The 24,001-nt window shown below is 70.4% G+C and carries 22 protein-coding genes; 9 read left to right on the top strand and 13 right to left on the bottom strand.

Going from position 1 to position 24,001, the window contains the following annotated elements:
• Positions 1-209: 209 nt before the first annotated feature.
• The 4 genes from JIG36_RS44175 to JIG36_RS44160 form a co-directional block, all read right to left on the bottom strand.
• Positions 210-992 (bottom strand): hypothetical protein, encoded by a 783-nt coding sequence (locus JIG36_RS44175; RefSeq protein WP_203382876.1) that lies wholly within the window; start codon positions 990-992, stop codon positions 210-212.
• Positions 993-1,191: 199 nt separating this feature from the next.
• The gene (locus JIG36_RS44170) at positions 1,192-1,830 is read right to left on the bottom strand and encodes an alpha-ketoglutarate-dependent dioxygenase AlkB (protein WP_203382875.1); all 639 of its coding nucleotides are present in this window, start codon (positions 1,828-1,830) and stop codon (positions 1,192-1,194) included.
• Between the two features lie 32 nt (positions 1,831-1,862).
• Positions 1,863-2,243, bottom strand: coding sequence for a hypothetical protein (locus JIG36_RS44165; protein WP_203382874.1), 381 nt, complete (start codon positions 2,241-2,243; stop codon positions 1,863-1,865).
• A gap of 1 nt (position 2,244) precedes the next feature.
• On the bottom strand, positions 2,245-3,777 hold the full coding sequence (locus tag JIG36_RS44160; protein ID WP_203382873.1) for an MFS transporter: 1,533 nt from the start codon (positions 3,775-3,777) through the stop codon (positions 2,245-2,247).
• A gap of 102 nt (positions 3,778-3,879) precedes the next feature.
• Between JIG36_RS44160 and JIG36_RS44155 the strand changes: the two genes are divergently transcribed.
• Positions 3,880-4,674: a TetR/AcrR family transcriptional regulator C-terminal domain-containing protein gene (locus JIG36_RS44155; protein WP_203382872.1), complete on the top strand. Its 795-nt coding sequence runs from the start codon at positions 3,880-3,882 to the stop codon at positions 4,672-4,674.
• Here the strand turns inward: JIG36_RS44155 and JIG36_RS44150 are convergent.
• The 8 genes from JIG36_RS44150 to JIG36_RS44115 all read right to left on the bottom strand — a co-directional run bounded on the left by JIG36_RS44150 (position 4,650) and on the right by JIG36_RS44115 (position 15,172).
• On the bottom strand, positions 4,650-5,636 hold the full coding sequence (locus JIG36_RS44150; protein ID WP_203382871.1) for a succinate dehydrogenase/fumarate reductase iron-sulfur subunit: 987 nt from the start codon (positions 5,634-5,636) through the stop codon (positions 4,650-4,652). The genes JIG36_RS44155 and JIG36_RS44150 overlap by 25 nt on opposite strands.
• A complete protein-coding gene (locus tag JIG36_RS44145) occupies positions 5,636-7,552 on the bottom strand; it encodes a fumarate reductase/succinate dehydrogenase flavoprotein subunit (protein ID WP_203382870.1) in 1,917 nt (638 codons plus the stop codon). Before JIG36_RS44145 ends, JIG36_RS44150 begins: the two co-directional genes overlap by 1 nt.
• 14 nt (positions 7,553-7,566) lie before the next feature.
• Positions 7,567-8,391, bottom strand: a complete 825-nt coding sequence (gene sdhC / locus JIG36_RS44140) for a succinate dehydrogenase subunit SdhC (RefSeq protein ID WP_203382869.1) — start codon at positions 8,389-8,391, stop codon at positions 7,567-7,569.
• 362 nt (positions 8,392-8,753) lie between these two features.
• Positions 8,754-9,803 (bottom strand): hypothetical protein, encoded by a 1,050-nt coding sequence (locus JIG36_RS44135; RefSeq protein ID WP_203382868.1) that lies wholly within the window; start codon positions 9,801-9,803, stop codon positions 8,754-8,756.
• A 69-nt stretch (positions 9,804-9,872) separates the two neighbouring features.
• Positions 9,873-11,336, bottom strand: coding sequence for a TldD/PmbA family protein (locus tag JIG36_RS44130; protein ID WP_203382867.1), 1,464 nt, complete (start codon positions 11,334-11,336; stop codon positions 9,873-9,875).
• A complete protein-coding gene (locus tag JIG36_RS44125) occupies positions 11,333-12,769 on the bottom strand; it encodes a TldD/PmbA family protein (protein ID WP_203382866.1) in 1,437 nt (478 codons plus the stop codon). The genes JIG36_RS44130 and JIG36_RS44125 overlap by 4 nt, the downstream gene beginning before the upstream one ends.
• 45 nt (positions 12,770-12,814) lie before the next feature.
• Positions 12,815-13,360: a Uma2 family endonuclease gene (locus JIG36_RS44120; protein WP_236049521.1), complete on the bottom strand. Its 546-nt coding sequence runs from the start codon at positions 13,358-13,360 to the stop codon at positions 12,815-12,817.
• Positions 13,361-13,405: 45 nt separating this feature from the next.
• The gene (locus tag JIG36_RS44115) at positions 13,406-15,172 is read right to left on the bottom strand and encodes a prolyl oligopeptidase family serine peptidase (RefSeq protein WP_438870800.1); all 1,767 of its coding nucleotides are present in this window, start codon (positions 15,170-15,172) and stop codon (positions 13,406-13,408) included.
• 155 nt (positions 15,173-15,327) lie between these two features.
• On the opposite strand from JIG36_RS44115, the gene mshB reads away from it, so the two are divergent.
• Genes mshB through JIG36_RS44095 form a run of 4 tightly spaced genes read left to right on the top strand, consistent with a single transcriptional unit; the run spans position 15,328 to position 19,126 of the window.
• Positions 15,328-16,230 (top strand): N-acetyl-1-D-myo-inositol-2-amino-2-deoxy-alpha-D-glucopyranoside deacetylase, encoded by a 903-nt coding sequence (gene mshB, locus JIG36_RS44110; protein WP_438870798.1) that lies wholly within the window; start codon positions 15,328-15,330, stop codon positions 16,228-16,230.
• Between the two features lie 2 nt (positions 16,231-16,232).
• Entirely contained in the window at positions 16,233-16,718 is a 486-nt protein-coding gene (locus JIG36_RS44105; RefSeq protein WP_438870799.1) for a hypothetical protein, read from the top strand.
• Between the two features lie 23 nt (positions 16,719-16,741).
• Positions 16,742-18,631 carry a VanW family protein gene (locus JIG36_RS54485; protein ID WP_203382861.1) on the top strand — a complete coding sequence of 630 codons (1,890 nt, stop codon included), beginning with the start codon at positions 16,742-16,744 and terminating at the stop codon, positions 18,629-18,631.
• Positions 18,632-18,655: 24 nt separating this feature from the next.
• Positions 18,656-19,126, top strand: coding sequence for a hypothetical protein (locus JIG36_RS44095; protein WP_203382860.1), 471 nt, complete (start codon positions 18,656-18,658; stop codon positions 19,124-19,126).
• Between the two features lie 7 nt (positions 19,127-19,133).
• Here JIG36_RS44095 and JIG36_RS44090 read toward each other — a convergent pair whose 3' ends face one another.
• Entirely contained in the window at positions 19,134-20,099 is a 966-nt protein-coding gene (locus tag JIG36_RS44090) for a GNAT family N-acetyltransferase (RefSeq protein WP_203382859.1), read from the bottom strand.
• An 82-nt stretch (positions 20,100-20,181) separates the two neighbouring features.
• Between JIG36_RS44090 and fdxA the strand changes: the two genes are divergently transcribed.
• From fdxA to JIG36_RS44070, 4 genes are all read left to right on the top strand, one after another.
• Entirely contained in the window at positions 20,182-20,502 is a 321-nt protein-coding gene (fdxA, locus tag JIG36_RS44085; RefSeq protein WP_203382858.1) for a ferredoxin, read from the top strand.
• 1 nt (position 20,503) lies between these two features.
• Positions 20,504-21,601 carry a succinyldiaminopimelate transaminase gene (gene dapC, locus JIG36_RS44080; RefSeq protein ID WP_203382939.1) on the top strand — a complete coding sequence of 366 codons (1,098 nt, stop codon included), beginning with the start codon at positions 20,504-20,506 and terminating at the stop codon, positions 21,599-21,601.
• Positions 21,602-21,695: 94 nt separating this feature from the next.
• Entirely contained in the window at positions 21,696-22,106 is a 411-nt protein-coding gene (locus JIG36_RS44075; protein WP_203382857.1) for a hypothetical protein, read from the top strand.
• The gene (locus tag JIG36_RS44070) at positions 22,103-23,794 is read left to right on the top strand and encodes a hypothetical protein (RefSeq protein WP_203382856.1); all 1,692 of its coding nucleotides are present in this window, start codon (positions 22,103-22,105) and stop codon (positions 23,792-23,794) included. Before JIG36_RS44075 ends, JIG36_RS44070 begins: the two co-directional genes overlap by 4 nt.
• Positions 23,795-24,001: the final 207 nt, after the last annotated feature.

Here is a 24,001-nt window from a genome sequence, read left to right as displayed (position 1 = left end):
GCTCGGGGGCGGCGGGATGGCCGGACACGGTCAAGAAGCGCGTGGAGGTCGCGCGTTCGTCCTGTATGGAGCTTGAAGGTCAACTATTTACACTGGCAGTGTAACTTTCTCCCCGTGCACGTCAACCGCCTGTTTCCAAGTTGTTTCCATGCACGTTCAGCACATGCTGAGGAGGCCGCTGCCCCTTGTTCCCTTGCGTTGAGCGGGGCTCAGTGCTCCCACTCGGTGGATGCGGGTGCGTCGGATGAGGGCTGCACCATGAAGCCGATGGAGATGCAACGGCAGCTGCGCTTGGACGATCCGTACGTGGCGTCATCGATGACGTTGACGGCCCAGCCCGCATCGTCGTAGCCGTCACCGAGCGCGTCATACGCGTCCCCGGGCGACCAGCGGATCGTGAAGACGGCCACGCCCTTGCTGTCAGCGGTCGCCACGCCGCCGCCGAACTGGTCGTTGCAGAGCGAGCTGAAGTCCATGGTGCAGGCGGGCCGGGAGCCGTCGATCAGCGAGCCGTACTGCCACGGCAACTTCCCGTTAGGCGTCGCCTGGGACACGGTCACCTTCAACGTCTTGACCCGCCCGTCGTGCACGAGTGTCCATGGGCTGATCGATCCGTCGAGGTCACCGCTCAGATCCACGCTCTTGGGCGCGGTCGTCGTAGAGCGCGGCCGCGTTGTGCGCGCCGTCGGCTTCCTGGTGGCCCTGGACGTCTTCCCGGGAGCCGGCGTGGATCGGCTAGGTGTCGCGACCGCCGGGTTGGATCTGGCCGTCGTGGGCTTCGCTGTGGTTGAGTCGCCGCTCTTGGGCCACGGCGCTTTCCCGTCGGCCACTAGCGCCACGCCCGCGGTGGCCAGCACGAGCACGATCAGCACGGCGACGACGTGGCCGCCGCTCATTCCGTCGGGCTTCTTCAGCCACCCGCCGACGACGTTGCCGAGGACGCCGAGCGTTGCCGTGGCCAGCGCGATGACCACGATCCAGAGCGGCGACACTGACTCATCGTTCCTTCCGCCGAGGGCGCGGAGGGTAAGGCTACCGGAGCAGACGGTTCACTCAGGGCCGCTCGCTTACCGATGACCGATTGTCGCGGTAGGACTGGCTAAACCGGCGGCCCCGGCTGGCCCGCACGTTCTCGACGGCGGGCGTGTGCCGGCCAACTCCCGCGCAATGCGCCAGGCGTCGGGCGGGTGGTCAGGCGACGTTGATCGGGCGGAACTGGACGCTTATGCGAGGGCCGACGGGCTTGGCCGTCTTGAGGATGGCGTGTTCCCAGGTGCGCTGGCACGAGCCTCCCATGACGATCAGGTCGCCGTGGCCCAGGGGGAAACGCAGGGTCTCGTGGCCTCCGGCCCGGGGACGCAGGGAGAGGTTGCGCGGGGAGCCCAGCGAGACGATGGCGACCATGGTGTCGTGGCGGGCCGAGCGGCCGATCGTGTCGCCGTGCCAGGCGACGCTGTCGCGGCCGTCGCGGTAGAGGCACATGCCCGCGGTGACGAACTCTTCGCCCAGCTCGTCGGCGTAATAGTGGTTGAGCGCGGACCGGGCCTCGGTGAGCGTGGCGTGGGGCAGCCCTTCCTCGCTGCCATACCACCGCAGCAGGCGGGGCACGTCTACGACGCTGTCGTACATCTGGCGCTTGTCGGCTCGCCAGTCGATGCCCAGCAGGGTCTCGAAGACCTCGTCGGAGCCCTGCAGCCAGCCGGGCAGCACGTCGACCCAGGCCCCGGCGGTGAGCTGGTGGCGCTCGACGCGGTCGCGCAGCTCGCCGGCGCCGGGCGCGGGGCCGGAAGCGGAAACGTCGAACATCGACGGCTGGTAGGTGCTGGTCATGCCGCCATATTAGTACGGATGTTCGAGCTTCGTCAGGCCCGCCTCGGCGAGTCGAGCGCGGAGAGGTCGGCGTGTCGCGGGTCGTCGGCGACGCTGTAGAGCACCTGGTCACCCGCGACGGCGACCAGGACCCGCGCCGGCCCGCCGAACCGGTAGACCCGGTCGCACCCCTGATTGCCGGCCCATGAATACGTGCTGGGCAACTCGTCGAGCTGCCGCCGCAGGGCCGGGATGGCCCGCTCGGGCAGCGGGTAGTCGAACTCGGCCGACCCCTCGGCCAGCAACCGGGTGTCCCAGTCGGCGGTGAAGAGATAGTCGGAGAAGCTGTCGGCGTACGGCGATGGCGGCAGCTCGGGCTCCCACGGGACGGCGGGAACGGCGGCCCGGCAGCGAGGAGCCGGCGGGCCGCGCACGTCATACCGGCGGAGCGGGCGACGAAACCGAAGGCGAGGCGACGGCCGGCGAAGAAGGCTCGGCCGGCGAAGGAACGGAAGGCGCCGGCGGCTTGGGCCGCAGCACGGTGATGGCCACAACGGCCGCCGCGATCCCTCCGGCCACCCCGATCAGCGAGGTCGTAGCGATGGCCGAGACGAACGAATCCTGAGCGACCCGGGCCAGTCCGGCATCCCCGGTGCCGACGGCGATCCGCAGCGCGTCGCCGATGGAGTCCCGCGCCGGCGCCACCGTGTCGGCCGGCATGGCGGCCCGATAGGTAGCGGTCAGCACACTCCCCAGCACGGCCACGCTCAGGGCGGTCCCCACCTGCTGCACGGTGTCGTTCACGGCCGAGCCCACGCCGACCCGTTCCGGGGGCAGGGCGGACATCAGCGTCCCGTACGCCGCGGGGCCCGCCGTGCCGCTGCCCATGCCCATGATGACCAGGGCCACCGCTAGCTTGCCGTAGCCGTCGCCGGGCGCGAGCGTGGTGAGGACCCCGAAACCGGTGGCCATCAGGAGCAGGCCGGTGGCCAACGCCGTACGGGTGCCGAACTTCTTGTCGACGACGACGCCGATGCCGTTGAAGACCATGGCGGTGACGATCATCGGGATGAACGCGGTGCCCGCCTTGAGAGGCTCGTAGGCGAGCACGAACTGCAGATACTGCGTGAGCGCGAGCAGCACGCCGCCGGCCGAGAACGACAAAAGCACGATCGAGAAGCTGGCGCCGGCGAAGTTGCGGTCGCGGAAGAGCTTGAGCGGCAGCATCGGCTCGGCGACCTTGCGTTCCCACAGAGCGAATGCGGTCAGCGCGACGGCCGCCACCACAAATCCGGCCGGCGCCCAGCCGTTGTGCGACCACGAGATCACGCCCCAGACCAGCGCGCCCATGCCGATCGTGGAGAGCAGCGCGCCGAGCAGGTCGGGACGGCTGGCCGTGCCGCGCGACTCGGGGATGATCAGTAGCGCGGCCACCACGCCGAGCGCGGCGATCGGCACGTTGAGCAGGAAGATCGAACCCCACCAGAAGTGTTCGAGCAGCAACCCGCCCAGGCTGGGCCCGCCGAGCGCGCCCAGCATCAGCACCGAGCTCCAGATGGCGATCGCCTTCTTGCGCTCGTCCTCGGCGAAGACGGTCGTGAGGATCGACAGCGTGCCCGGCATGAGGAACGCCGCCCCGACACCCATCAGACCCCGTACGGCAATCAGCTGTGCCGGGGTCTGACAGAGCGTCGCCAGAACCGAGGCCCCGCCGAAGACGATCAGGCCGATGACGAGCCCGCGGCGGCGGCCGTGCCGGTCCGACAGGCTGCCCGCGGTGAGCAGCAGACCGGCGAAGACCAGGATGTACGCGTCGATGATCCACTGGATGTCGGCGGTGCTCGCGCCCAGGTCGCGGATCAGGGACGGGATCGCGATGTTGAGCACCATGTTGTCGACGACGACCACCAGCAGGCTCAGGCAGAGCACGCCCAGGATCAGCCAGCGCCGTGGATTGCGCTCGGTCATGACGACCTCTCTCGTACGGTGTGCGATTGACTCGAACACCGTACCAGTCGACTCGAACACTGTGCGAGTCCCGATAGAATGGGCTGGTCGAGAGGAACCTGCATGCCGCAGAACCAGGATTCGTTCATCAGCTCGGTGTGGCTGAAACCCCCACGCACGCAGACCGGTCAGCCGTCGCTGAGCCGCGAGCAGATCGTCCGGGCGGCGATGGAGATCCTCGACGAGGAAGGCACGGCGGGGCTGAGCATGCGCCGCCTCGGCACCAAGCTCGACGCCGGCGCCACCTCGCTCTACTGGCACGTCGCGCACAAGGACGAGTTGCTCGAGCTGGTCGTCGACGAGGTGTTCGGCGAGGTCTACGTGCCCGAACCGGGCGACACGGACTGGCGGATCGGCGCATCGATCGTCGCCAACGGGCTGCGGGCCGCCCTGCTCCGGCACACCTGGGTGATCGCCCTGCTCGGCGCGCACCCCACGCTGGGCCCGAACGCGATGCGGGTCGGCGAGCGGATGATCGCGTTGTTCAGCGCGGCCGGGTTCACCGGGTTCGAGGTGTCACACGCGAGTTCGGTGCTCAACGCGCATGCCATCGGTTCGGCGACCTCACAGGCGGCGTTCATGGCGGCGATGAAGCGCACGGGCAAGACGCCGGCCGAGGTCGCCGACGAGGTTGAGCCTTTCCTCGACCGCGTCGCCCCCGACCACCCGAACTACGACAAGTGGCGACGCGAGACCGACCAGCTGCACCGGGACCCCGAAGAACTGCTCGACGAGACGTACGCCTTCGGTCTGGAACGCATCCTCGACGGTCTCGAACAGTGGCGGGAAGCGAATCGCCCGGACCACCGAAGCGGCCCGGGCGATCAAAAAGGTCAGTCCTGCGGCGACGGTTTGTGATAGCTGATCTGGTCGAGCGGCAGCGGGAACTCCTGGTCGCCGAACGGGGACGGACCGCCCTGGGTGGGCAGCGTGACCTCGGTGACGTCCAGCTTGCCGTCCTCACGGATCGGCGGGGGCTCGGCGAGCCGGGCGCTGGAGAACGGTGTCGCGTCCCCGGCGCCGGTGACGCCGGTCGACACGCTCGGCGCCATCGACTCGGACTCCAGCTGATCCCGTCGGAAGATCTTGCGACCGAGCCAGACCAGCGGGTCGTAACGACGGTCCACGACACGCTCCTTCATCGGAATGATCGCGTTGTCGGTGATCTTGATGTGCTCGGGGCAGACCTCGGTGCAGCACTTGGTGATGTTGCAGTAGCCGAGACCCTGGTTGGCCTGTGCGTACTGCTTCCGGTCGTCGCGGGCGTCGAGCGGGTGCATGTCGAGCTCGGCCGCGCGGATGAAGTAGCGCGGCCCGGAGAACGCCTCCTTGTTCTCCTCGTGGTCGCGCACGACGTGGCAGGTGTTCTGGCAGAGGAAGCACTCGATGCACTTGCGGAACTCCTGGCTCCGCTCGACGTCGACCTGCTGCATCCGGTATTGACCCGGGGCCACCCCGGCGGGCGGCGCGAAGGCCGGGGTCTCGCGCGCCTTCTCATAGTTGAAGGACACGTCGGTGACCAGGTCACGGATCACCGGGAAGGTGCGCAGCGGCGTGATCGTGACCGTCTCGTCCTCTTCGAACGTCGACATCCGGGTCATGCAGCCCAGCCGCGGCTTGCCGTTGATCTCGACCGAGCACGACCCGCACTTGCCGGCCTTGCAGTTCCACCGGCAGGCCAGGTCGGGTGTCTGGGTCGCCTGCAGCCGGTGGATGATGTCGAGCACGACCTCGCCGTCGTTGACCTCGACGTCGTAGTCCTGGATGTCGCCGCCCGACTCGTCGCCCCGCCAGACGCGGAAGTGGCGCTTGGTGCCCATTACTTCGCCTCCGTGTTGCTCTGCGCGTCGAACTGGCTCATTTCGTCCTCGGTCAGGTATTTGCTCAGCTCGGTGCGCTCGAACAGCTGGATCAGCTCGTCGCGCATCTTCGGCAGTGGTTTGCGTTCGAGGTGCACGTCGCCGTCGCTGCCGAGCGAGCAGACCAGGTTGACCAGGCGCCACTGCGGGCTCATCTGCGGGAAGTCCTCCCGGGTGTGGCCGCCGCGCGACTCCTCCCGTTCGAGGGCCGCCTTGGCCGTGCACTCCGAGACGATCATCATGTTGCGCAGGTCGAGCGCCAGATGCCAGCCCGGGTTGTACCGCCGGCCGCCGGTCGCGCCGACGTTCGCCACGCGCAGCTTGAGTTCCTGCAGCCGCTTCAGCGCGTCGGTCAGTTCGCCCGCGCGCCGGATGATGCCGACCAGGTCTCCCATCACGGCTTGAAGATCCTGCTGCAGCCCGTACGGATTCTCGCCGCTCTGCCGCTGCAGAGGTGCCAGCGCCGTCGTGACCGCGGCCTCGACGTCCTTTGTGCTCACCTTGGGCCGCTTCTCGAGCGTTTCCGCGTACGCCGCGGCGTGCTCACCGGCCCGCTTGCCGAACACGAGCAGGTCGGAGAGCGAGTTGCCGCCGAGCCGGTTCGACCCGTGCATGCCGCCGGAGACCTCACCGGCCGCGAACAGACCCCGTACGGTGCCCATGGCCGCCGCCGAATCGGGTTCGACCTCGACCCCGCCCATCACGTAGTGGCAGGTCGGGCCGACCTCCATCGGCTCCTTGGTGATGTCGACATCGGCCAGCTCCTTGAACTGGTGATGCATCGACGGCAGCCGCTTGATGATCGTCTCGGCCGGCATACGCGTCGAGACGTCGAGCAGAACACCGCCCGACTTGGTGCCCCGACCGGCCTTGACCTCGGAGTTGATCGCGCGGGCGACCTCGTCGCGGGGCAGCAGCTCGGGTGGGCGCCGGTTGTTGTCGGGGTCGGTGTACCAGCGGTCGGCCTCCTCCTCGGTCTCCGCGTACTGCTTGCGGAACACGTCGGGGACGTATTCGAACATGAAGCGCTTGCCCTCGCTGTTGCGCAGCACGCCGCCGTCGCCCCGCACCGACTCGGTGACCAGGATGCCCTTGACGCTGGGCGGCCAGACCATGCCGGTCGGGTGGAACTGGAGGAACTCCATGTTGATCAGCGTCGCGCCCGCCCGCAGCGCGAGCGCGTGGCCGTCGCCGGTGTATTCCCAGCTGTTCGACGTGACCTTGTAACTGCGGCCGACACCGCCGGTCGCCAGGATCACCGCCGGCGCCTCGAGCAGCAGGAACTCGCCGGACTCGCGGTAGTAGCCGAACGCGCCGGCCACCCGGTCGCCGTCGAGCAGCAGCTCGGTGATCGTGGTCTCGGAGAAGACCCGGATGCCCGACTCGTAGTTGCCGGTCTTCGCGAAGTCCTCCTGCTGCAGCGAGACGATCTTCTGCTGCAGGGTGCGGATCAGTTCCAGGCCCGTACGGTCGCCGACGTGCGCGAGCCGCGGATATTCGTGCCCGCCGAAGTTGCGCTGCGAGATCTTGCCGTCCTTCGTACGGTCGAACAACGCCCCGTACGTCTCCAGCTCCCAGATGCGTTCCGGGGCCTCCTTGGCGTGCAGCTCGGCCATGCGGAAGTTGTTGAGGAACTTGCCGCCCCGCATCGTGTCGCGGAAGTGGACCATCCAGTTGTCCCGCGAGTTCACGTTGCCCATCGCGGCCGCGGCGCCGCCCTCGGCCATCACCGTGTGGGCCTTGCCGAACAGTGACTTCGAAATGATCGCCGTACGCTTGCCGGCCAGCCGGGCCTCGATCGCCGCGCGCAGACCGGCGCCGCCGGCCCCGATCACGACGACGTCGTACAGGTGCCGTTCGATTCTTGCCGTGGTCATTTTCTTCGCGCCCCTCAGCCGACGAACCGCAGATCGGAGAACCAGCCGGCGGACAGCGCCATGACGTAGAAGTCGGTCAGCGCCAGCGTGCCCAGCGTGATCCAGGCCAGCTGCATGTGGCGCACGTTCAGCTTCGACACGAAGGTCCAGACGCGGTAGCGCACCGGGTGCTTCGAGAAGTGCTTGAGGCGGCCGCCGGTGATGTGCCGGCAGGAGTGACAGGACAACGTGTACGCCCAGAGCATGACCACGTTGCCGACCAGGATGACGTTGCCCAGGCCGAAGCCGAACCCGCCGTCACCGCTGCGGAACGCGATGATCGCGTCCCAGGTGTTGATCAGCGAAATGATCATCGCGGCGTAGAACGCGTAACGGTGGGCGTTCTGGAAGATCAGCGGGAAACGCGTCTCACCGGAGTAGTTCTTGTGGCCGTCGGGCACGGCACAGGCCGGCGGCGAGAGCCAGAAGGCGCGGTAGTACGCCTTGCGGTAGTAGTAGCACGTCAGCCGGAAGAGCAGCAGGAACGGCAGCGTGAAGGCGGCCTCGGGGATCAACCAGAAGCTGGGCAGCGGCGTGCCGAACAGCGACGAGCCCTCGACGCACCGGTCGGTGAGGCACGGTGAATAGAACGGCGTGAGGTAGTGGAACTCCTCCACGAAATACCACTTGTGCATGAACACCCGGACGGTCGCGTAGGTGACCCACGCCCCGAGCCCGAGAAAAGTGATCAGTGGGGCCAACCACCATCGGTCCGTGCGCAACGTCTTGGCCGTGATCGCCGCGCGTGATCGTTGTGGACCGGAGGGCCCCACGCCCGGCCTCGTTGCCGTCGTCGTCATTCGATCTCCTGACGTGCCTGTCCATGTGACCCGGCCGGCGAGCGAGGGGGAGCCCGGCAGCCGCCATTGCTTCCGTGATGTGTGGCACACGTTACGCCGGAGGTCTGGCAGTTTCGCGCTCAGGGATAGGGTATGGATCACAAATTTCGACCCCGATCACATCGATAGGCCGACAAGCGCTAATGGATCTTGGCCCCGCTGATCCAAAACGGACGGCCGGGCACCACTGGGACAGAGTTATCCACAGCCCCCGCCAAGCCGTTGCGCCGCCGATAGGCTTTCAAGCCCCGGGTGGGTGGGGGTGTGTGGTGGCTGCTCCAGCGATCTTGCAAACGCGCAAGATCGTCCCGGTGCTGGGCGGCTCAGAGGTCGGGGGCGGCCAGGCGGCGGATCGGGCCGGTGCAAGAGGCCGGCGACCAGTCGACGAGTTCGTCGGTCAGCAGGACGCCGCTGTCGTTCTTCGGGGGCAGGTAGAAGGGCGCCGAAGGAGACTTCGCCAGGCGTTCGAGGATGTCGGCGTAGACGGTCCGGGAGTCCAGGATCCGGCGCCACGCGTCCTGGGAGCGCTCGTCGGTGACCTCGTTCAGATAGATGCGCAGCGCCGAGTCCTCGTTGCGGATCGCGGCCGCGCGGGCGTTCGGGGTGGTGGTCGAGCCGGGCGGGGTCAGGCGGTTGAGGCGGCGTTCGAGATCGAGGCAGCTCTGGTCCCGCAGCGCCCGGGCCTCGCGGGCGTCGTCGGCGCGGTCGCGAACCCCGCTGACGGCGGAGATGACGGCCAGTGAGCCGACGCAGAGGGCGATCACCACGATGGCCGCACCGATCGAGATGCCCGCGACCCACCACCGCCGCCGGCGGCGCTGCCTCTCGTCCGGCTCACCCGAGGGCGCGCCGAGCCCGAACATCGCCCGCCGACCCGCCCGGCCCGATCCACCCACCGGCGATCCCGCGACGCCCACCGAATCGCCCGCCGGTGATCCCGCGCCGCCCGTCGGCGATCCCGGGCCGGCGGACTCGGGGAAGTCCCCGCCCGAGCCGGAGTCCGAGTGGGGGACAGCGCCGGTGTCCAGGTCCGAACCCGAGTCAGGAGCCACGCCGATGTCCAAGTCCGCGCCGGAGTGGGGATTCGCGCCGGGGCCCGAGCTCGCGCCGACATCGCGGCGCGTGCCCGAGCCGGGATTCGCGCTAGGGCCCGAGCTCGCGCTCATATCGCGGCGCGTGCCCGAGCCGGAAGCCCAGCCCCAGCCCGACCCGGATCCCGAACTGGTTCCCGAGGGGTCGGCCGCCGCGGTGCCATGGTCGACGTCGTCGCCCGAATCGTCCGGTGTGGAGCCGTCGGCCGGGCTGGCGGACGATCTCAGCACCCGCCGAGGAGAGTCGTCGTCCTGCTCACGGTCGCGTGGCGTGTCGCTCACGGCCCCAGTGAAACACGCCGGTCAATGCGCCGCCCCACACAAGATCGCCAGGTGGGAAGCCTTCAGTGGTCAGCCGGAGGCGTTGCCGGTCAGGTTCCACGACGCCAGGTGCAGGGCGGGGGCCGCGTAGCGCGTTCCGGACCAACGGTCGGGCAGCAGCACCGACTCGCTGCCGATGCCCATCACCATGCCGGGGCCCAGGGCCTGCGGATATGACTGCGTGAACCGCATGTTGCTCACCGCCGCCGTCACCTCGCCGTCTTCCACCAACCAGACGCCGTTGCGGGTCAGGCCGGTGATGACCAGCGTCTTCTGGTCGAGGACGCGGGTGTACCAGAAGTCGGTGATCAGCAGGCCGCGCCGCATGCGGGCCACCAGCGGGCGCGCCGACTCGGCGGTCGGGCCGGAGTAGTCGGCCGGCGGCAGCGCGGGCTCGGTCGCGGCGGGTGCGGCCTCGAGGCGTACGTGGGTGGGATAGGGACCCCACGTACGCGACGCCGGCGAGGCGTGACCGGTGGACACGGCCCCCACCTCGGCGGCCGACCGGCGGTCGTGGGTCACGGCCTTGGTGACGCCCTCGCGCACCAGCACCAGCGACTCGCGCGGCGTCCCCTCGTCGTCGAACGGCAGGCCCGGCGCGGGCTCGTCCCGGCTGCCCAGGGGCTCGTCGACCAGGGTCACCGACGGGTCGAACTGGTCGGCGTCGATCTCGGCGAACGACTGCTTCTGCCCGTACGCCTTCCCGTTGAACCCGAACACCGAGAAGTTGTCGAGCAGGTCGGCCACGGCCTCGGGCTCGAGCACCACCTCGTACCGTCCCGGGGGCAGTTCGACCGGGCTCTCGGCGGCCCGGGCCTTGGCCGCCGCCCGGGCGCCGAGCACCGAACCGTCGAGGTCACCGAGCCGGCCACTGGCCAGCCGGGCCACCCCGTCGGCGCCGTTGACGCGGGCGATGCCGTCCATCGCGGCCTCGGCCGTGCGCCCCTCGACCGACTGCCCGGCGCTGTTGGCGAAGGCGGCCGAGCTGTACGTCGTACGGCAGTAGCCCGCCGTCTCCAAGCCCTCGGCGGCGCGCACGAAATCACGTACGCGGGAAGCTCTCTCGGCCGGTGTCGCGCGCGCGGTCGCCTCGTCGAAGCCGAAGTCGAGCCCGGACCGTTCGCCCGAGCCGTGGTAGCCGGCCGAGCGGTGCAGCGGCGTCGGCGGCGTCAGGCCCGGCCAGGTCGCGTCGGGCGGGCTCAGCCGCACCGCCGCGAGCGTGCGCTCGACCAGCCCGCGCAGGCCGTCCGCGTCGACGACGGTGGTGGCGCCCGACGCCGTGCGGCCGTCGAGGTGCAGCCTCAGCCGCACGGTCGTTACCGCGTCGGCCACGTTCTGGTGGATCATCGAGTTCGCGAAGCGGGTCAGCGCCTCGGCGTCGTGTTGCACCATGACCTCGGCCTCGGCGGACGGACCGGCCGCCCGTCGCACCAGTTCGACGACCCGGGCCGCGAGTTCGAGCTCGGCCCCCGTCCGGATGATGTCGATGCTCATCCCCGCACCCCCACGCGTACGTTGGTGAACCGGGCCGGCGCGGCCGGATGACCGGTGTGCCCGACCTGGCCGGGCTGGCCCTTGCCGCAGTTCGGCGTGCCCCAGGCGACGGTCTCGGACGACAGCATGTCCATCGATTGCCAGAACTTGGGGCCGATGCCGGTGTACGTCGGGTTGCGCAGCATGCGGCCGAGCTTGCCGTTCTTGATCTCGTAGCCGATTTCGCACCCGAACTGGAAGTTGAGCCGCCGGTCGTCGATCGACCAGGAGCGGTTGATGTCCATGAAGACGCCGTCGTCGGTGTTCGCGATGATTTCGTCGAGCGTGTGCGGGCCGGGTTCGAGGCCCACATTGGTCATCCGGACCATCGGCAGCCGGGCCCAGCCGTCGGAGCGCACGCTGCCCGCATAGTCGAGACCGGCCACGGCGGCCGAGTCGCGCCCGGCCAGCACGCCGACCCAGATGCCATCGCGTACGGCGTCACGTTTGGTCGCCGGGGTGCCCTCGTCGTCGTAGCCGAAGCTGCCCAGCGCGCCCGGGATGCCCGGGTCGATGGTGATGTTCATGAGCTCGGAGCCGTAGCGCAGCGAGCCCAGTTTTTCCAGGTCGAGCCAGCTCGTGCCGGCGAACGCGGCCTCCCAGCCGAGGATGCGGTCGAGCTCGATGGCGTGGCCGACCGACTCGTGGATCTGCAGCGCGAGCTGTTCGCCGCCGAGCACCAGCGTGGTCTCGCCGGTCGGGCAGAGCGGCGCGGTGAGCAGGGCCCGGGCCTCTTCGGCCATGCGCGGGGCGTTGCCGATCAGGTCGAGGCTGTCGACCAGTTCCCAGCCGCTCGTGCCGTATTGCCCGCGGTGCGACGGCCAGGACCGGCGCTGGATCTCGCCGTCGCCGTGGACACTCGCCGTGACGCCGGCGCCGCACTCGCGGATGTGCTGGTCGATGCGGTGGCCGTCGCTCGAGACGAACCACTTGTGGGTGTCCCAGATCTGGTAGATGCCCTCGGCCAGGTCGGCCCCGGCCTCTTTGGCGGCGGCGGTGGCCCCCACCAGCAGGTCGCCCTTGGCCGACAACGAGACGCCGAGCGGGTCGACCTCGCAGGCGCTGGCCCAGCTGGCCTCGCCCGCGCCGGTCGGCACGAGGTCGATCGGCGGCCCCGGCACGGTGGCGCTGGCCTGCGCGATCTGGGCGGCCCGGCGGCCGGCGGCCCGGGCGGCCGAGTCGGACAGATCGGGAACGGCGTAGAAACCCCAGGACGACCCGACCAGAGCCCGCACGCCGAGACCGGCGCTCTCGCCCGAGCCGAGCTCTTCGACCTCACCGTCGAGCGCGGTCATCGATTCGGTGCGGCGCACCATGATGCGGCAGTCGGCGTAGCGCGCGCCGGCGTCCAGAGCGGCCTGCACCGCCGAATACGCCTCATCGAAGTGACTCATGGCCCGACCCTACGGGGCCGGTACGACAAAACGCAGACCGCGTGATCACCTCCCGCGCGGCAGCAGGTCCCTCGGATCGAGCTCGACGGCAACCGGTTCCACAAGTTCCAGGACCTCGCCCGGCTTGGCGGTCAAGTGCTCCTTGTATGCCTTCCCGGCCAGCTCAAAGCAATGGAGCGTGGGGCCGTCAGGGTCGGCCACGAGGTACCAGGGGATGCCGGCCTCGGCGTAGTAGTGCTTCTTCAGGATCGTGTCGACGGCCCTGCTCGCCGGCGACAGGATCTCGCCCACCAGGCAAACCGTTCGGGCCTCGAGGACGGGCCCGTCCAGGAAGGTGTCCGATGTGATCACCAGATCGGCTGTCGGGATCCGGTCGTCGCGAAGCCGCACGCTGACGCGGGTCAGGACGATCAGCCCGGTTCGCTCCGCTTTGTCGTCGAGCGCGCCGGCAACCTGCCCTGTCGCGTGCTGGTGACGGACACCGGGGTTGGGCGACAGATGCAGGTTTCCGTCGAAGAGTTCGATCCGCTCACCCGTCCCGTCGAGAGCCAGAAACTCGTCGCCTGTGAGCGGACGGGCTTGCGGGAACATCTTTTCCACACGCCAAGCCTAGTCTCTCGCCCACTAGTTGGTCGACTAGGATTTTGGTTGGAGGAAGGCTAGCTCCTCGACAAGGGTTGCGGTCGGGCGCGAGGGCAGGCCGGGCACCTCGGCGCCGATCAGGAGCAGGGTGTCGGTGGGGTCGGGGTCGTGCAGGCTGTGATGGGCGTAGACGTCCGCCGAGTCGCGGTGGTCGCCCAGGTAACGCTCGGCGAACGGCACCGGCTCGTCGTGCCAGTCGACGATCGGGTCACGGGCCACCCCGCGGTGGAACACCTCGGGCCGCCTCAGCACGGCCATCGCCGCCAGCCAGCCCCCGAGACCATTTCCCCTGACGGCCACCGTGCCCAGATCCAGGTCGGGGTGCTTGCCGAGCAGGGCCTTCAGCGCGTCCGCCTGGTCCGACAACGCCACGTCGACCAGGCGCCGGTGCACCACCTTCTCGTAGCTCGGCGCCACCCCGGGCGTGCCCCGGCCGTCGATGCTCACCACCGCGAACCCGGCGTCGGCCCACCACTGTCGTTCCTGCCAGGCCGCCGGGTCGTGGACGACCTGCTGGCGGCCGGGCCCCTCGCCCATGGTGACCAGCACCGGAAGCTTCGTGCCGCCGACAAAACCGGTGGGGTAGAGCACCGCCGCGGGCAGATGGCGGTCGGTGACCCGTTCGAGGACCGGGGCCGGCTGGTAGGGAAGGGGGGCGGCCAGGTTGCCCAGCGCCGCCACCCGGGCCTCGCCCCGCCACACCACGTCGTCCACGATCAGCACGTCGCCGCCGGTCACCGCGTGGTGCCAGCCGGGCTCCTCGGTCACCTTGCGGGCCTCCGCGCCGCCACCGCCGAGCGACGTGCGTACGCGGAAGACCGCCTGGGTCGCCGGGTCGCCCTCGGTGCCCTCGACGACGAGGTCGGGGGCGGGGCTGCCGGGGCGGGGGATCGTGCCGACCACCCGCCGCACATAGAGGGCGGGTGGGGTGAGCAGGCTGCCGTCGGCGAACAGGCAGCGCGCGTCGAAGCCGTCGTGGGCGAGTTCGCCGCCGACCAGCACGCGTCCGTCGGGCAGGTGCCGCGGGGTGCCGGCCACCGGTTCGACCCAGCGGGCGTCGGCCAGCTCGGCGTGGACCTGTGTCTCCCCCGTACGGGAATCGACCGCGAGCACCAGGCCGTGCTGCTGGGCCCGGCGCAGGACGGTGATCAGCGGGCCCCCGCCGTCGGCCCACCGCACATTCACCACGTGCGGGTACGTCTCGCGGTCCCAGTGCACGTCGACCCAGCCGAAGTCGAGGTCGAGCAGATGCAGGCTGGTCGACGCGGCGGTGCGCGCGGCCAGGATCTGGCTGCCGTCGGGCGCCCACCACCAGCCGCGGTCACGCCCGAACCGCCGCGCGGTCTCGTCGGCCACGCCCCAGCCGATCGTGCCGCCGTGCTCGCGCCAGGCGTTGCCCGACTCGCCGGCCAGCAGGCGGTCGCCCTCGGGCCCGACCACTCGCAGCGAGGGAGAGCCGCCGGCCCGGCTGACATAGGCGATGGTGACGCCCAGCGGGTCGGGCCGGGGATCTTCGACCGGCTCGTCGGTCGGCACCTCGGTCACCGTTCCCCGGGTCAGGTCGGCCCGGAACAGGCGGCCCTCGCGGGCGAACGCGGCCACCCGGGCATCGCGGTCGGTCGCGTACGAGGGAAGAGGTCCCGGCGCGACCAGGGACTCGGCCGCCGTCGCGACGTTGAGCACCCACAGCGACGCGATCGGGTCCTCGGGGCCGGTGGAGCGCAGGAACACCACCCGCCGGCCGTCCGCTCCGACGGTCACCGCGTGCGGCGATCCGTGGCGGAAGTGGCCGGTGCGCTCCGCGAGCCGAGGGAAGTCCACCCGGACAGCATCGCTGATCAAGCCGTGTTCATGCGCCCCAAACCGCGAGCACCACGTCCGGGATGCGCCCGATGATCCCGCGTATTGTTGCGCGCGTGACTGACGCCCTGCCCGCGCGCCGCCTGCTGCTCGTGCACGCTCACCCCGACGACGAGGTCACCGGCACCGGCGCGACCATGGCCCACTACGCCGCGACCGGCGCCCACGTGACGCTCGTGACCTGCACTCTCGGCGAAGAGGGCGAGATCCACGTGCCCGCGCTGGCCCAGCTCGAGGCGGCCCAGGCCGACCAGCTCGGCGGTTACCGCCTGGTCGAGCTGTCCCGCGCCTGCGCCGCGCTCGGCGTGACCGACCACCGGTTCCTCGGCGGCGCCGGCCGCTACCGCGACTCCGGCATGATGGGCCTGCCCACCAACGACCACGCCCGCGCGTTCTGGCAGGCCGACCTCGACGAGGCCGCGGCCCACCTGGTCGAGATCATCCGTGAGGTGCGGCCGCAGGTGCTGATCACGTACGACCCGAACGGGTTCTACGGGCATCCCGACCACATCCAGGCCCACCGGGTGGCGATGCGCGCCGCCGAGCTGGCCGGCGACGACGCCCCGCAGAAGATCTACTGGACGGCGATGCCGCTCAGCGTGCTGCGCGACGGCATGGACGCGTTCCGCGAGCTCTCCGACAACCCGTTCGCCGGGGTCGAGAAGGTCGAGGACCTGCCGTTCGGCCACCCCGACGACGAGATCGCGGCCCGCATCGACGGCACCGACTATTACCAGCAGAAGGTGGCGGCCATGAAGGCCCACGCCACCCAGATCCCCGACAACTCGTGGCTCTACGGCATCGCCGGCGACTTCGGCGGCGAGTTCATGGGCGTGGAATATTTCACGATCGCCAAGGGTGAGCGCGGCCCGGGCGAGGGCCCGAACAACTGGGAGAGCGACCTGTTCGGCGGCCTCGACCTCGAGCAGCCGGCGACGGCCGACGCGGCCGCCGGATGAGCATGTCCGAAGTGAGCACGCCACCGCAGGACGCCCCCGAGGCGCCCGAACCGAAGAAGCCGTGGGACGGCTGGGACCAGGTGATCCGCGTCGCCGGCGTGGTGATCTCGATCCTGGCCGCGCTGGTCAGCGGCTTCTTCGAGATCAACCTGAGCACGCTGCGGTCCGGTGACCTGGCGACGATCTGGCGCGGCGACGCCATCGGGTCCGGCGGCGGCCCGCTGCTCGGCGTCTCGATCGTGCTGGCGCTCGGGCTCAACTGGGCGATCGCCTGGTTCGCGGTCACCACGACCCGCCGCAAGTGGGCGATCGGCCCGCCGTGGGCGCTGTGGACGCTGCTCATGCTGGGCGCGGCCGGGGTGCGTACCGACGAGGGCGACTACCTGCTCGGCGGTGAGAACTGGATCGCACTCGTGATGATCCTGGTCGGGAGCCTGACGTACGCTGTTTTCTCCTATCGCCTGATCTTGAAAAGGCAGCTGCCGTAACCACGCCACGGTGAGGTGAGCACGTGACGTCCGGCCCCGATTGGTTCGTCCCCCACCCGCGCCCGGGTGCGCGGCCGGACGACACCGTCATCCTCAACGAGACACCCGACGGCGGCGTTGCGGTCCCCGATGAGGCGGACGCCACAGTTGCGCTGCCGACCAGCAGCGACACGGTGATCATGCCGGCTCCGCGTGAGGCGCCCGCCATCGAGCGTCTGGAGCCGGAACCGCCGCCGCCGTCCTCCTCCACCCCCAGGAAGCGGGGCAAGTGGCTGGTCACGGCCGGTGTGGTCGGGCTGCTGGCGGTCGGCGTGGGCGGTGCGGCGGCCTACGTGACGGCCGGGGACATTCCGCGCGGCATCGAGGTGCTCGGTCTCGATCTGGGCGCGCTCACCGTCGCCGAGGCCGAGAAGGCCCTGCGTGACCACGTCGCGGCGCGGTCGGCCCAGCCGGCCCGGGTCCGCCTCGACGGCAAGGACGTCACGGTGGCGCCCGATGCGGTCGGTCTCACCATCGACGTGCCCGCGACGGTTCAGGCGGCGTCCGGCGAGGGCGTCCGCTTCTTCGGGACCAAGAGCATTCCCCCTTCCGTACGGGTCGACGAGGCCAAGCTGACCGCGGCGCTCCGCAAGCAGGTCGACACCGAGCGCGTCACCGTGCGCCGGCCCGCGATCGCTTTCCGGGGTGTCGAGCCCGTGACCGCGTACGGGGAACCCGGTCTTGATCTGGATGGCACGATGGCCGCCGAACGGGTGCGCGAGGCGTGGCCGGTCGCCGGGGTGGCCGACGTGCCGCTCACCACCCGCACCCCGGCGATGACCCGTGAGCAGGTCGACGCGCTGGTCACCGACGTCGCGAAGCCTGCCGTGGCCGCGCCGGTGACCGTGACCGTCGGCGGCAGGTCGTTCCAGCTCACTCCGGCCGCGATCGCCAAGGGCCTGGTCTTCCGCGCCGACACGGAGGGCCGGTTGAGTCCCGCGATCGACGGCAAGCGGCTGCGTACGGCCGCGTCCGGTGAGCTCCGCAAGGTCGAGACCGCCGCCAAACCCGCCACCGTACGGCTTCAGGACGGCAAGCCGCAGGTGGTGCCCGGCGCCCCCGGCCGTCTGGTCGACGTCACCGCCCTGGCCCCCACGCTGCTGGAGGCGCTGGCCGGCCCGGCGCCGCGAGCGGTGACCGGCGTGCTCGCGTCGGCCGAGTCCGAGACCAGCGTCGCCGACGTGACCGAGCTCGGCATCAAGGAGAAGGTGTCGACCTTCACCACGTACTTCACCGGCGGCCGCAGCTCCCCGCGCAGCCAGAACATCATCACCGTGGCCAAGGCGGTCGACGGCGCGGTCGTCCGGCCCGGCGCCACGTTCTCGCTCAACGGGCACACCGGCGAGCGCAACTACGCCAAGGGTTACAAGGACGCCCCGGTGATCGTGAACGGCGTGCTCGAACCGGGTGTCGGCGGCGGCGCCTCCCAGTTCACGACCACGCTGTTCAACGCCGCCTACTACGCCGGCCTGGAAGACGTCGAGCACAAGCCGCACTCGTTCTACTTCTCGCGCTACCCGTCGGTGATCGAGTCGACGATCTTCTATCCGACCCTCGACCTCAAATTCAAGAACACGACGCCGTACGGGATTCTGATCGACACCGCCACCACCGGGCGTTCGGTGACCGTGACCATGTGGAGCACGAAGGTCTACGACAGCGTCAAGACGGTCTACGGCCCGCGTCGTAACGTCACGAGCCCGCCGACCGTGCACCGTGATCCCGGCCCGAAGTGCATTTCTTCCAGCGGACTCCCAGGCTTCACCCAGGACGCATGGCGCGTCATCCGCAAGGATGGCCAAGAGGTCGAGCGCGAGAAGTTCTCCTGGCGTTACGATCCCGAGCCACGATTCGTCTGCGGCGGCGCGGAGTAAGCCGCCGGGGTCCCGGGAGGGCACATGAGGCAGCAGCGCTGGTTCCCGATCGCGGCGCTGGCGGTCGGCCTGTTCGCGATCAACGTGGTGGCCCGACTGGTCACCCGGTTCGCCTTCGACGACAACGACGCCGCCGAGACGCGCACCACGATCGTCATGTTCGCGCTGATCGGCGTGGTCCTCGCGGTCTACACGTTCATCGTCTCGCACCACCGCCGCCCCTCGGAGTGGCTCGTCCCCGACTGGGTGCTGGGTGTGGCCGGCGCGATGGTGCTGACCCTGATCGCCGGCCCGTTCGTCAGCGGTGACCAGCCGTTCTCGGGCGGCTCCGACCACTTCTTCGCCCAGATCGCGCTCTACGCGGCCTTCGCCGGCGGCGGCACCCTGGTCGGCTACTGGATCTCGGTCGCCCTGGGCCACGACTACCGCTCGCGTTCGCTGAAGGCCTACTCCCAGACCCGTCAGGCCAAGCCGCGCAAGATCGTCCGCCGCTGACCCGGCGTCAGCCCTCGGGTGCTTCCCGGGTCAGATAGGTGTGATGGGTGGCGAAGCCCACCTGGCCATAAAGCGCGACCGCGCCCGTGTTGCGCTCTTCGACCTGCAGATAGACCCGTGAGGCGCCGTGCTGGGCGCCCCACTGGGCCAGGCCGCGCAGCACGTGCTGGGCGATGCCCTGACGGCGGGCGTGCGGGGCGGTCTGCAGCAGCGACACGCCCAGCCAGCGGTCGGGGCCGGTGACCGCGCCCCGGCCCACCGCAAGCAGGTCGCCGTCGGCGTCGCGGAGCTGGGCGAAGACGACCTCGGGCGGGGCGGTCAGGATGCGGGCAGCGGCGGCCGGAAGGTCACCCTTGTGTTCGGCCACCATGGCCAACCAGTCGTCGCCCGGGGTGTCGGCGAGCTCGACCGGGGACAGGTCGGGCCGGGCGGCTAGGCGGTCGGTCAGCGCCGCCAGCCGGGTGGTCTGCACCAGGGTGAGCGGCCGGGCGCCCCAGCCGCGGGTGTCGAGGGCGGCATTGACCGGGGCGGCCAGCGGCATCGGCGCGTTGATCAGCGGGCGCTGGCCGTGTGCCGAATACCACTCCACCACCGCGTCGATGGCGGCCTCGAGCGGGCGGTCCGGATCGCCGACGGCGAGGGCCGAATTAGCCCTTCCTGTCCAGTTTTCCGCGGCGCGCAGAATCCAATTTCCGAGAGTGGCCTGGACCGGGGCGGGCCAGGCGTCGTTTGCTGCGAACTCAAGCGCGATCACTTCGGCCGCGGGGGGCCGCCGAGCCGGGGGAACGCGTTTGGCGCGATGAACCTCACGCAAAGGCACACGGAGAGTGCCCTTGGCGGTCGCGATCGTAAGATCGGTGTCGGTGAGATCGACCAGCTCACCGAGGGCATCCGTGTAGAGAGTCCGGTCGGGGGTAACGCCTACAATTCGGCGTACCACCACCCGGTGTCCCACATCCTGCCGACGGAGCACGTGTCACCTCCTCCGACGGGGATACTAGGCTCTGCAACTGTCGCCGGCGGTCCCCGCGGCGTGGCTTTGGAGGGAAAGACCCGTGACCTACATCATCGCTGAGCCATGCGTCGATGTGCTCGACAAGGCATGCATCGAGGAATGCCCGGTCGACTGCATCTACGAGGGCAACCGGATGCTCTACATCCACCCCGATGAGTGCGTCGACTGCGGGGCCTGTGAGCCGGTCTGCCCCGTCGAGGCGATCTTCTACGAGGACGACGTCCCCGATCAGTGGAAGGACTACGCCAACGCGAACTACGAGTTCTTCGAAGATCTCGGTTCGCCCGGCGGCGCCGCCAAGGTCGGCAAGATCGACAAGGACACGCCGTTCATCGCCGGCCTGCCGCCGAAGGCGGAGTGACCTGAGCACCGTCTCCGCGGCCCTGCCGGATTTCCCGTGGGATCTGCTGGAACCGGCCAAGGCCCGGGCCGCCGCACACCCCGACGGGATCGTCGACCTCTCGGTCGGCACACCGGTCGACCCGGTCCCGCCGCTGATCCGGCGCGCTCTCGCGGAGGCGTCGGACGCCCCCGGCTACCCGCTCACCGCGGGCACGCCGGCTTTGCGCGCGGCGATCGGCGAGTGGTTCGCCCGGGAGTGCGGCGCCTCGGGCACCGTGGGGGTGCTGCCCACGATCGGCTCCAAGGAACTGGTCGCGTGGCTGCCCACGCTGCTGGGCGTCGGCCCGGGCGACACGGTGGTGATCCCGTCCATCGGCTACCCGACCTACGAGGTCGGGGTGCGGCTGGCCGGCGCCAGGGCGGTCCGGTCCGACTCGCTCACGGCGGTCGGGCCCGATTCCTCCGTACGCATGGTGTGGTTGAACTCGCCGTCCAACCCGACCGGCAAGGTGCTCCCGGTCGAGCACCTGCGCAAGGTCGTCGCCTGGGCGCGCGAGCGGGGTGTCGTGGTCGTCAGCGACGAGTGCTACCTCTCGCTGGGCTGGGAAACCGAGCCGGTCTCGGTGCTCGACGACGCCGTGACCGGTGGTGACTACACCGGTGTCCTCGCCGTGCACTCCCTGTCCAAACGGTCCAACCTGGCCGGTTATCGGGCCGGCTTCGTCGGCGGCGACCCGGCGCTGATCCGTGAGCTGCTCGCCGTGCGCAAACACGCGGGCATGATCGTGCCGGCGCCGGTGCAGGCCGCGATGATCGCCGCCCTGGGCGACGAGGAACACGTGGCCGCGCAGCGGAAGCTCTATTCGGCCCGGCGCGACCAGCTGCGGGCGGCGCTCACCGGGGCGGGTTTCGAGATCAGCCACTCCGAGGCCGGGCTCTATCTGTGGTCGAGCCGTGGTGAGGACAGCTGGAAGACCGTCGACTGGCTCGCTGAGCGGGGCATTCTGGCTGCTCCCGGTGCTTTTTACGGCCCCGCGGCCGAGCAGCATGTGCGGGTCGCGTTGACGGCGACCGATGAGAGGGTTGCGGCTGCGGTCGCTCGTCTGGCCCTCCCTTAGTTTTTGGTGACCCCTCCTTTCGGGCCTCCCTGAGTTCGACACTGGTCGCTACTCTCGGTGCGTTGCGAGACGACGTAGCTACGGGGAGGCGGTCGTGAGTGACGGCATCAACGTCGAGACCGACGGTCTGAACAAGTTCTCCGACCAGGTCCAGGACGACACGTCCCGGACCCTCGAGCCGGGCTATTCCGATGCCCGGGTGTCCTTCGGGACCGGAGTGCGATTCGGCGCGAACAACGCCAGCGGCAGCGTGCACGCGGCCAAGGCGCGATACGCCCTCAGCGTCCAGTCATCGACGGCCAACGTCGAGGAATACATGGCCGCGGCCCGGGTGCTGGCCGACGCGGCCGCCAAGGTGGCCGCCGCCCTCGACGCCACCGACGTGCGTGCGGCCGACCGCACCGACTGGATCAACAGCGCGCTGGCGGCGGCCGCGACCGAGGCGGCCGCGAAACGCGCGGCGGCCGAGAGCCACATTCCACACGGCGGGCGGCAGGCGATATGAGCGATCCGGTGCTGACCAGCAGCTACTGCACGAACTGGAGCGCGTTCAACACGCCCCGTCTGTGGTCGATGGTGATGAACGAGGAGGACGGGCTCGCCCGCGAGCAGGTGCAGGGGTGGCGGCGGCTGGCCGGGTCGATCCGCAGCCAGCACCAGGCCCTGTCCACCGCCAAGGCCGACCTGATCGCCGCCTGGCCGCCCGAGCAGAACAAGTCGGCCGAGGCGTTCGTCAACGAGCTCGACCGGCTGATGGCGCGGCTCGAGACGGCCGCCACCGACGCCGACACCACGGCCGGTGGCCTCGACAAGATCCTGAACGCGCTCGACACGGCCAAGAAGGCGATCGAGCCGATCTGGGAGAAGTACAAGGACAAGAGCGACGACCTGGTCCCGCGCTGGTTCGACGGCGCCGAGGACGAACTCGACGACCAGGCCCGCAACCACATGATCACCATGGAGAACGCGGTCTCCGACGCCGTGGCCGATCTGCGCGTGCCCGACCCGTTCAACTTCACCGTCGGCGAGGGTGGCGACGAGTGGCCGCCACCGGGCGGCGGCGGTCCGGGTGGCGGTGGTCCGGGCTCCGGGGGCTCCGGGCGTCTGGGTTCCGGCGGGGTCAGCACGAGCGTGCCGCACGACCCGCCGCCGCCGTTGCCGGGGCAGGATCCGGTGCTGCCCGACTTCGAGACGCCCGACCCCGATCCTGGCTCGCCTGATTCTTCGAGTTCGCCTGGCTCGCCCGGCGGTCCGGGCGCGGTTACGCGTCCCGGTGGGCCCGACCTCGCCGGTGTGATCAATCCGCCGAACACCCTGCCGGCGCCGATCGGTGGTCCCGGTGGGCCCGTCACCGGCGGTGGGCCGGTTCCCGGGCCGGCACCGGTGGGCGGTGTGCCGCCGGTTGTTCCGGGGATCCTGCCGGGTGGAGGCCCAGTGCCTGGTGGGCGGCCTCCGATCAGCGCTACCGGCCGTGGGCCGGTCACCGGTCGCACGCTGCCGTCCGGTGCTGTCATCGGCCAGCCCGGCTCGATCGGCGGGCCGGGTGCGGCCGGCGGTCGTGGAGTCGCGGGCCCGGGTGCGACCGGTCGTGGAATCGGTGGTCCGGGTGGACGTGCCGGTGGTGCGGGCTCCCGGCCCGGCATCGGCGGCATCGCCGGTGAGCCCGGTCGTGGCGGGGTGGCCGGTCGTGGCGGCGTCGGTCCCGGCCTCAGCGGGGTCGGTGGGCCCGGCGCGGGCGGTGGTCGGGGCATCGGTGGTCTGCGCGGCCCGGGCGGGCGTGGCCGTTCCGGTCGCCGCGACGGTGACGAGGCCGGTGGCATCCGCCCCGGTGCCGGTGACGTGGAGGCCTTCGGTTCCGCTCCGGCCGTCGGAGGCATTGGCGGCCCGATCGGTGGTGCCGGCGGCGTCGGTGCGGTCGGTGGCCGTGCGGGCGGTGTCGGCGCGGGTCGTACCGGTGCTCGTGCGCCGAGGCCGGCCTGGCTGCCCGACGACCCGGTCGGCCCCGATCGCCACAACTTCGCGGGCGGCTCGGGCGGCCGGGGTGCCTCGCGATCGGGGGCGGGGGACGATCAGCCCGGTTTCGACCCCGACAACCCGTGGCAGGTCGCCGAGGGTGTCAACCCGGTGATCAACCCCGGCATCGACAACGACCGGCACGATCCCGGCCCCAACGTGATCGGCCGCCGAGGGTGACCCGGCCGGCTCGGCCCACAGCGCGGGTGGGGCCGGCGCGGTGGATCCGGGCCGTCGGGGTGACCCAGCTGGTTCCGCTCGTACGGCCCGCTGGGCCGGTTCGCCCGCCCGCGGGGCCGGTTTCGCCGCGCGTTCTGTCGGTTCCTCTGCGCGCGCTTTTGGTTCGTCCGACTGCCGGGCCGGTTTCTCCGCGCGCTCTGTCGGTTC

The organism is Paractinoplanes ovalisporus, from assembly GCF_016834655.1.
In the GTDB taxonomy this organism is placed as follows: Bacteria; Actinomycetota; Actinomycetes; order Mycobacteriales; family Micromonosporaceae; genus Actinoplanes; species Actinoplanes ovalisporus.
This window is presented reverse-complemented; position numbering and strand designations above follow the sequence as displayed.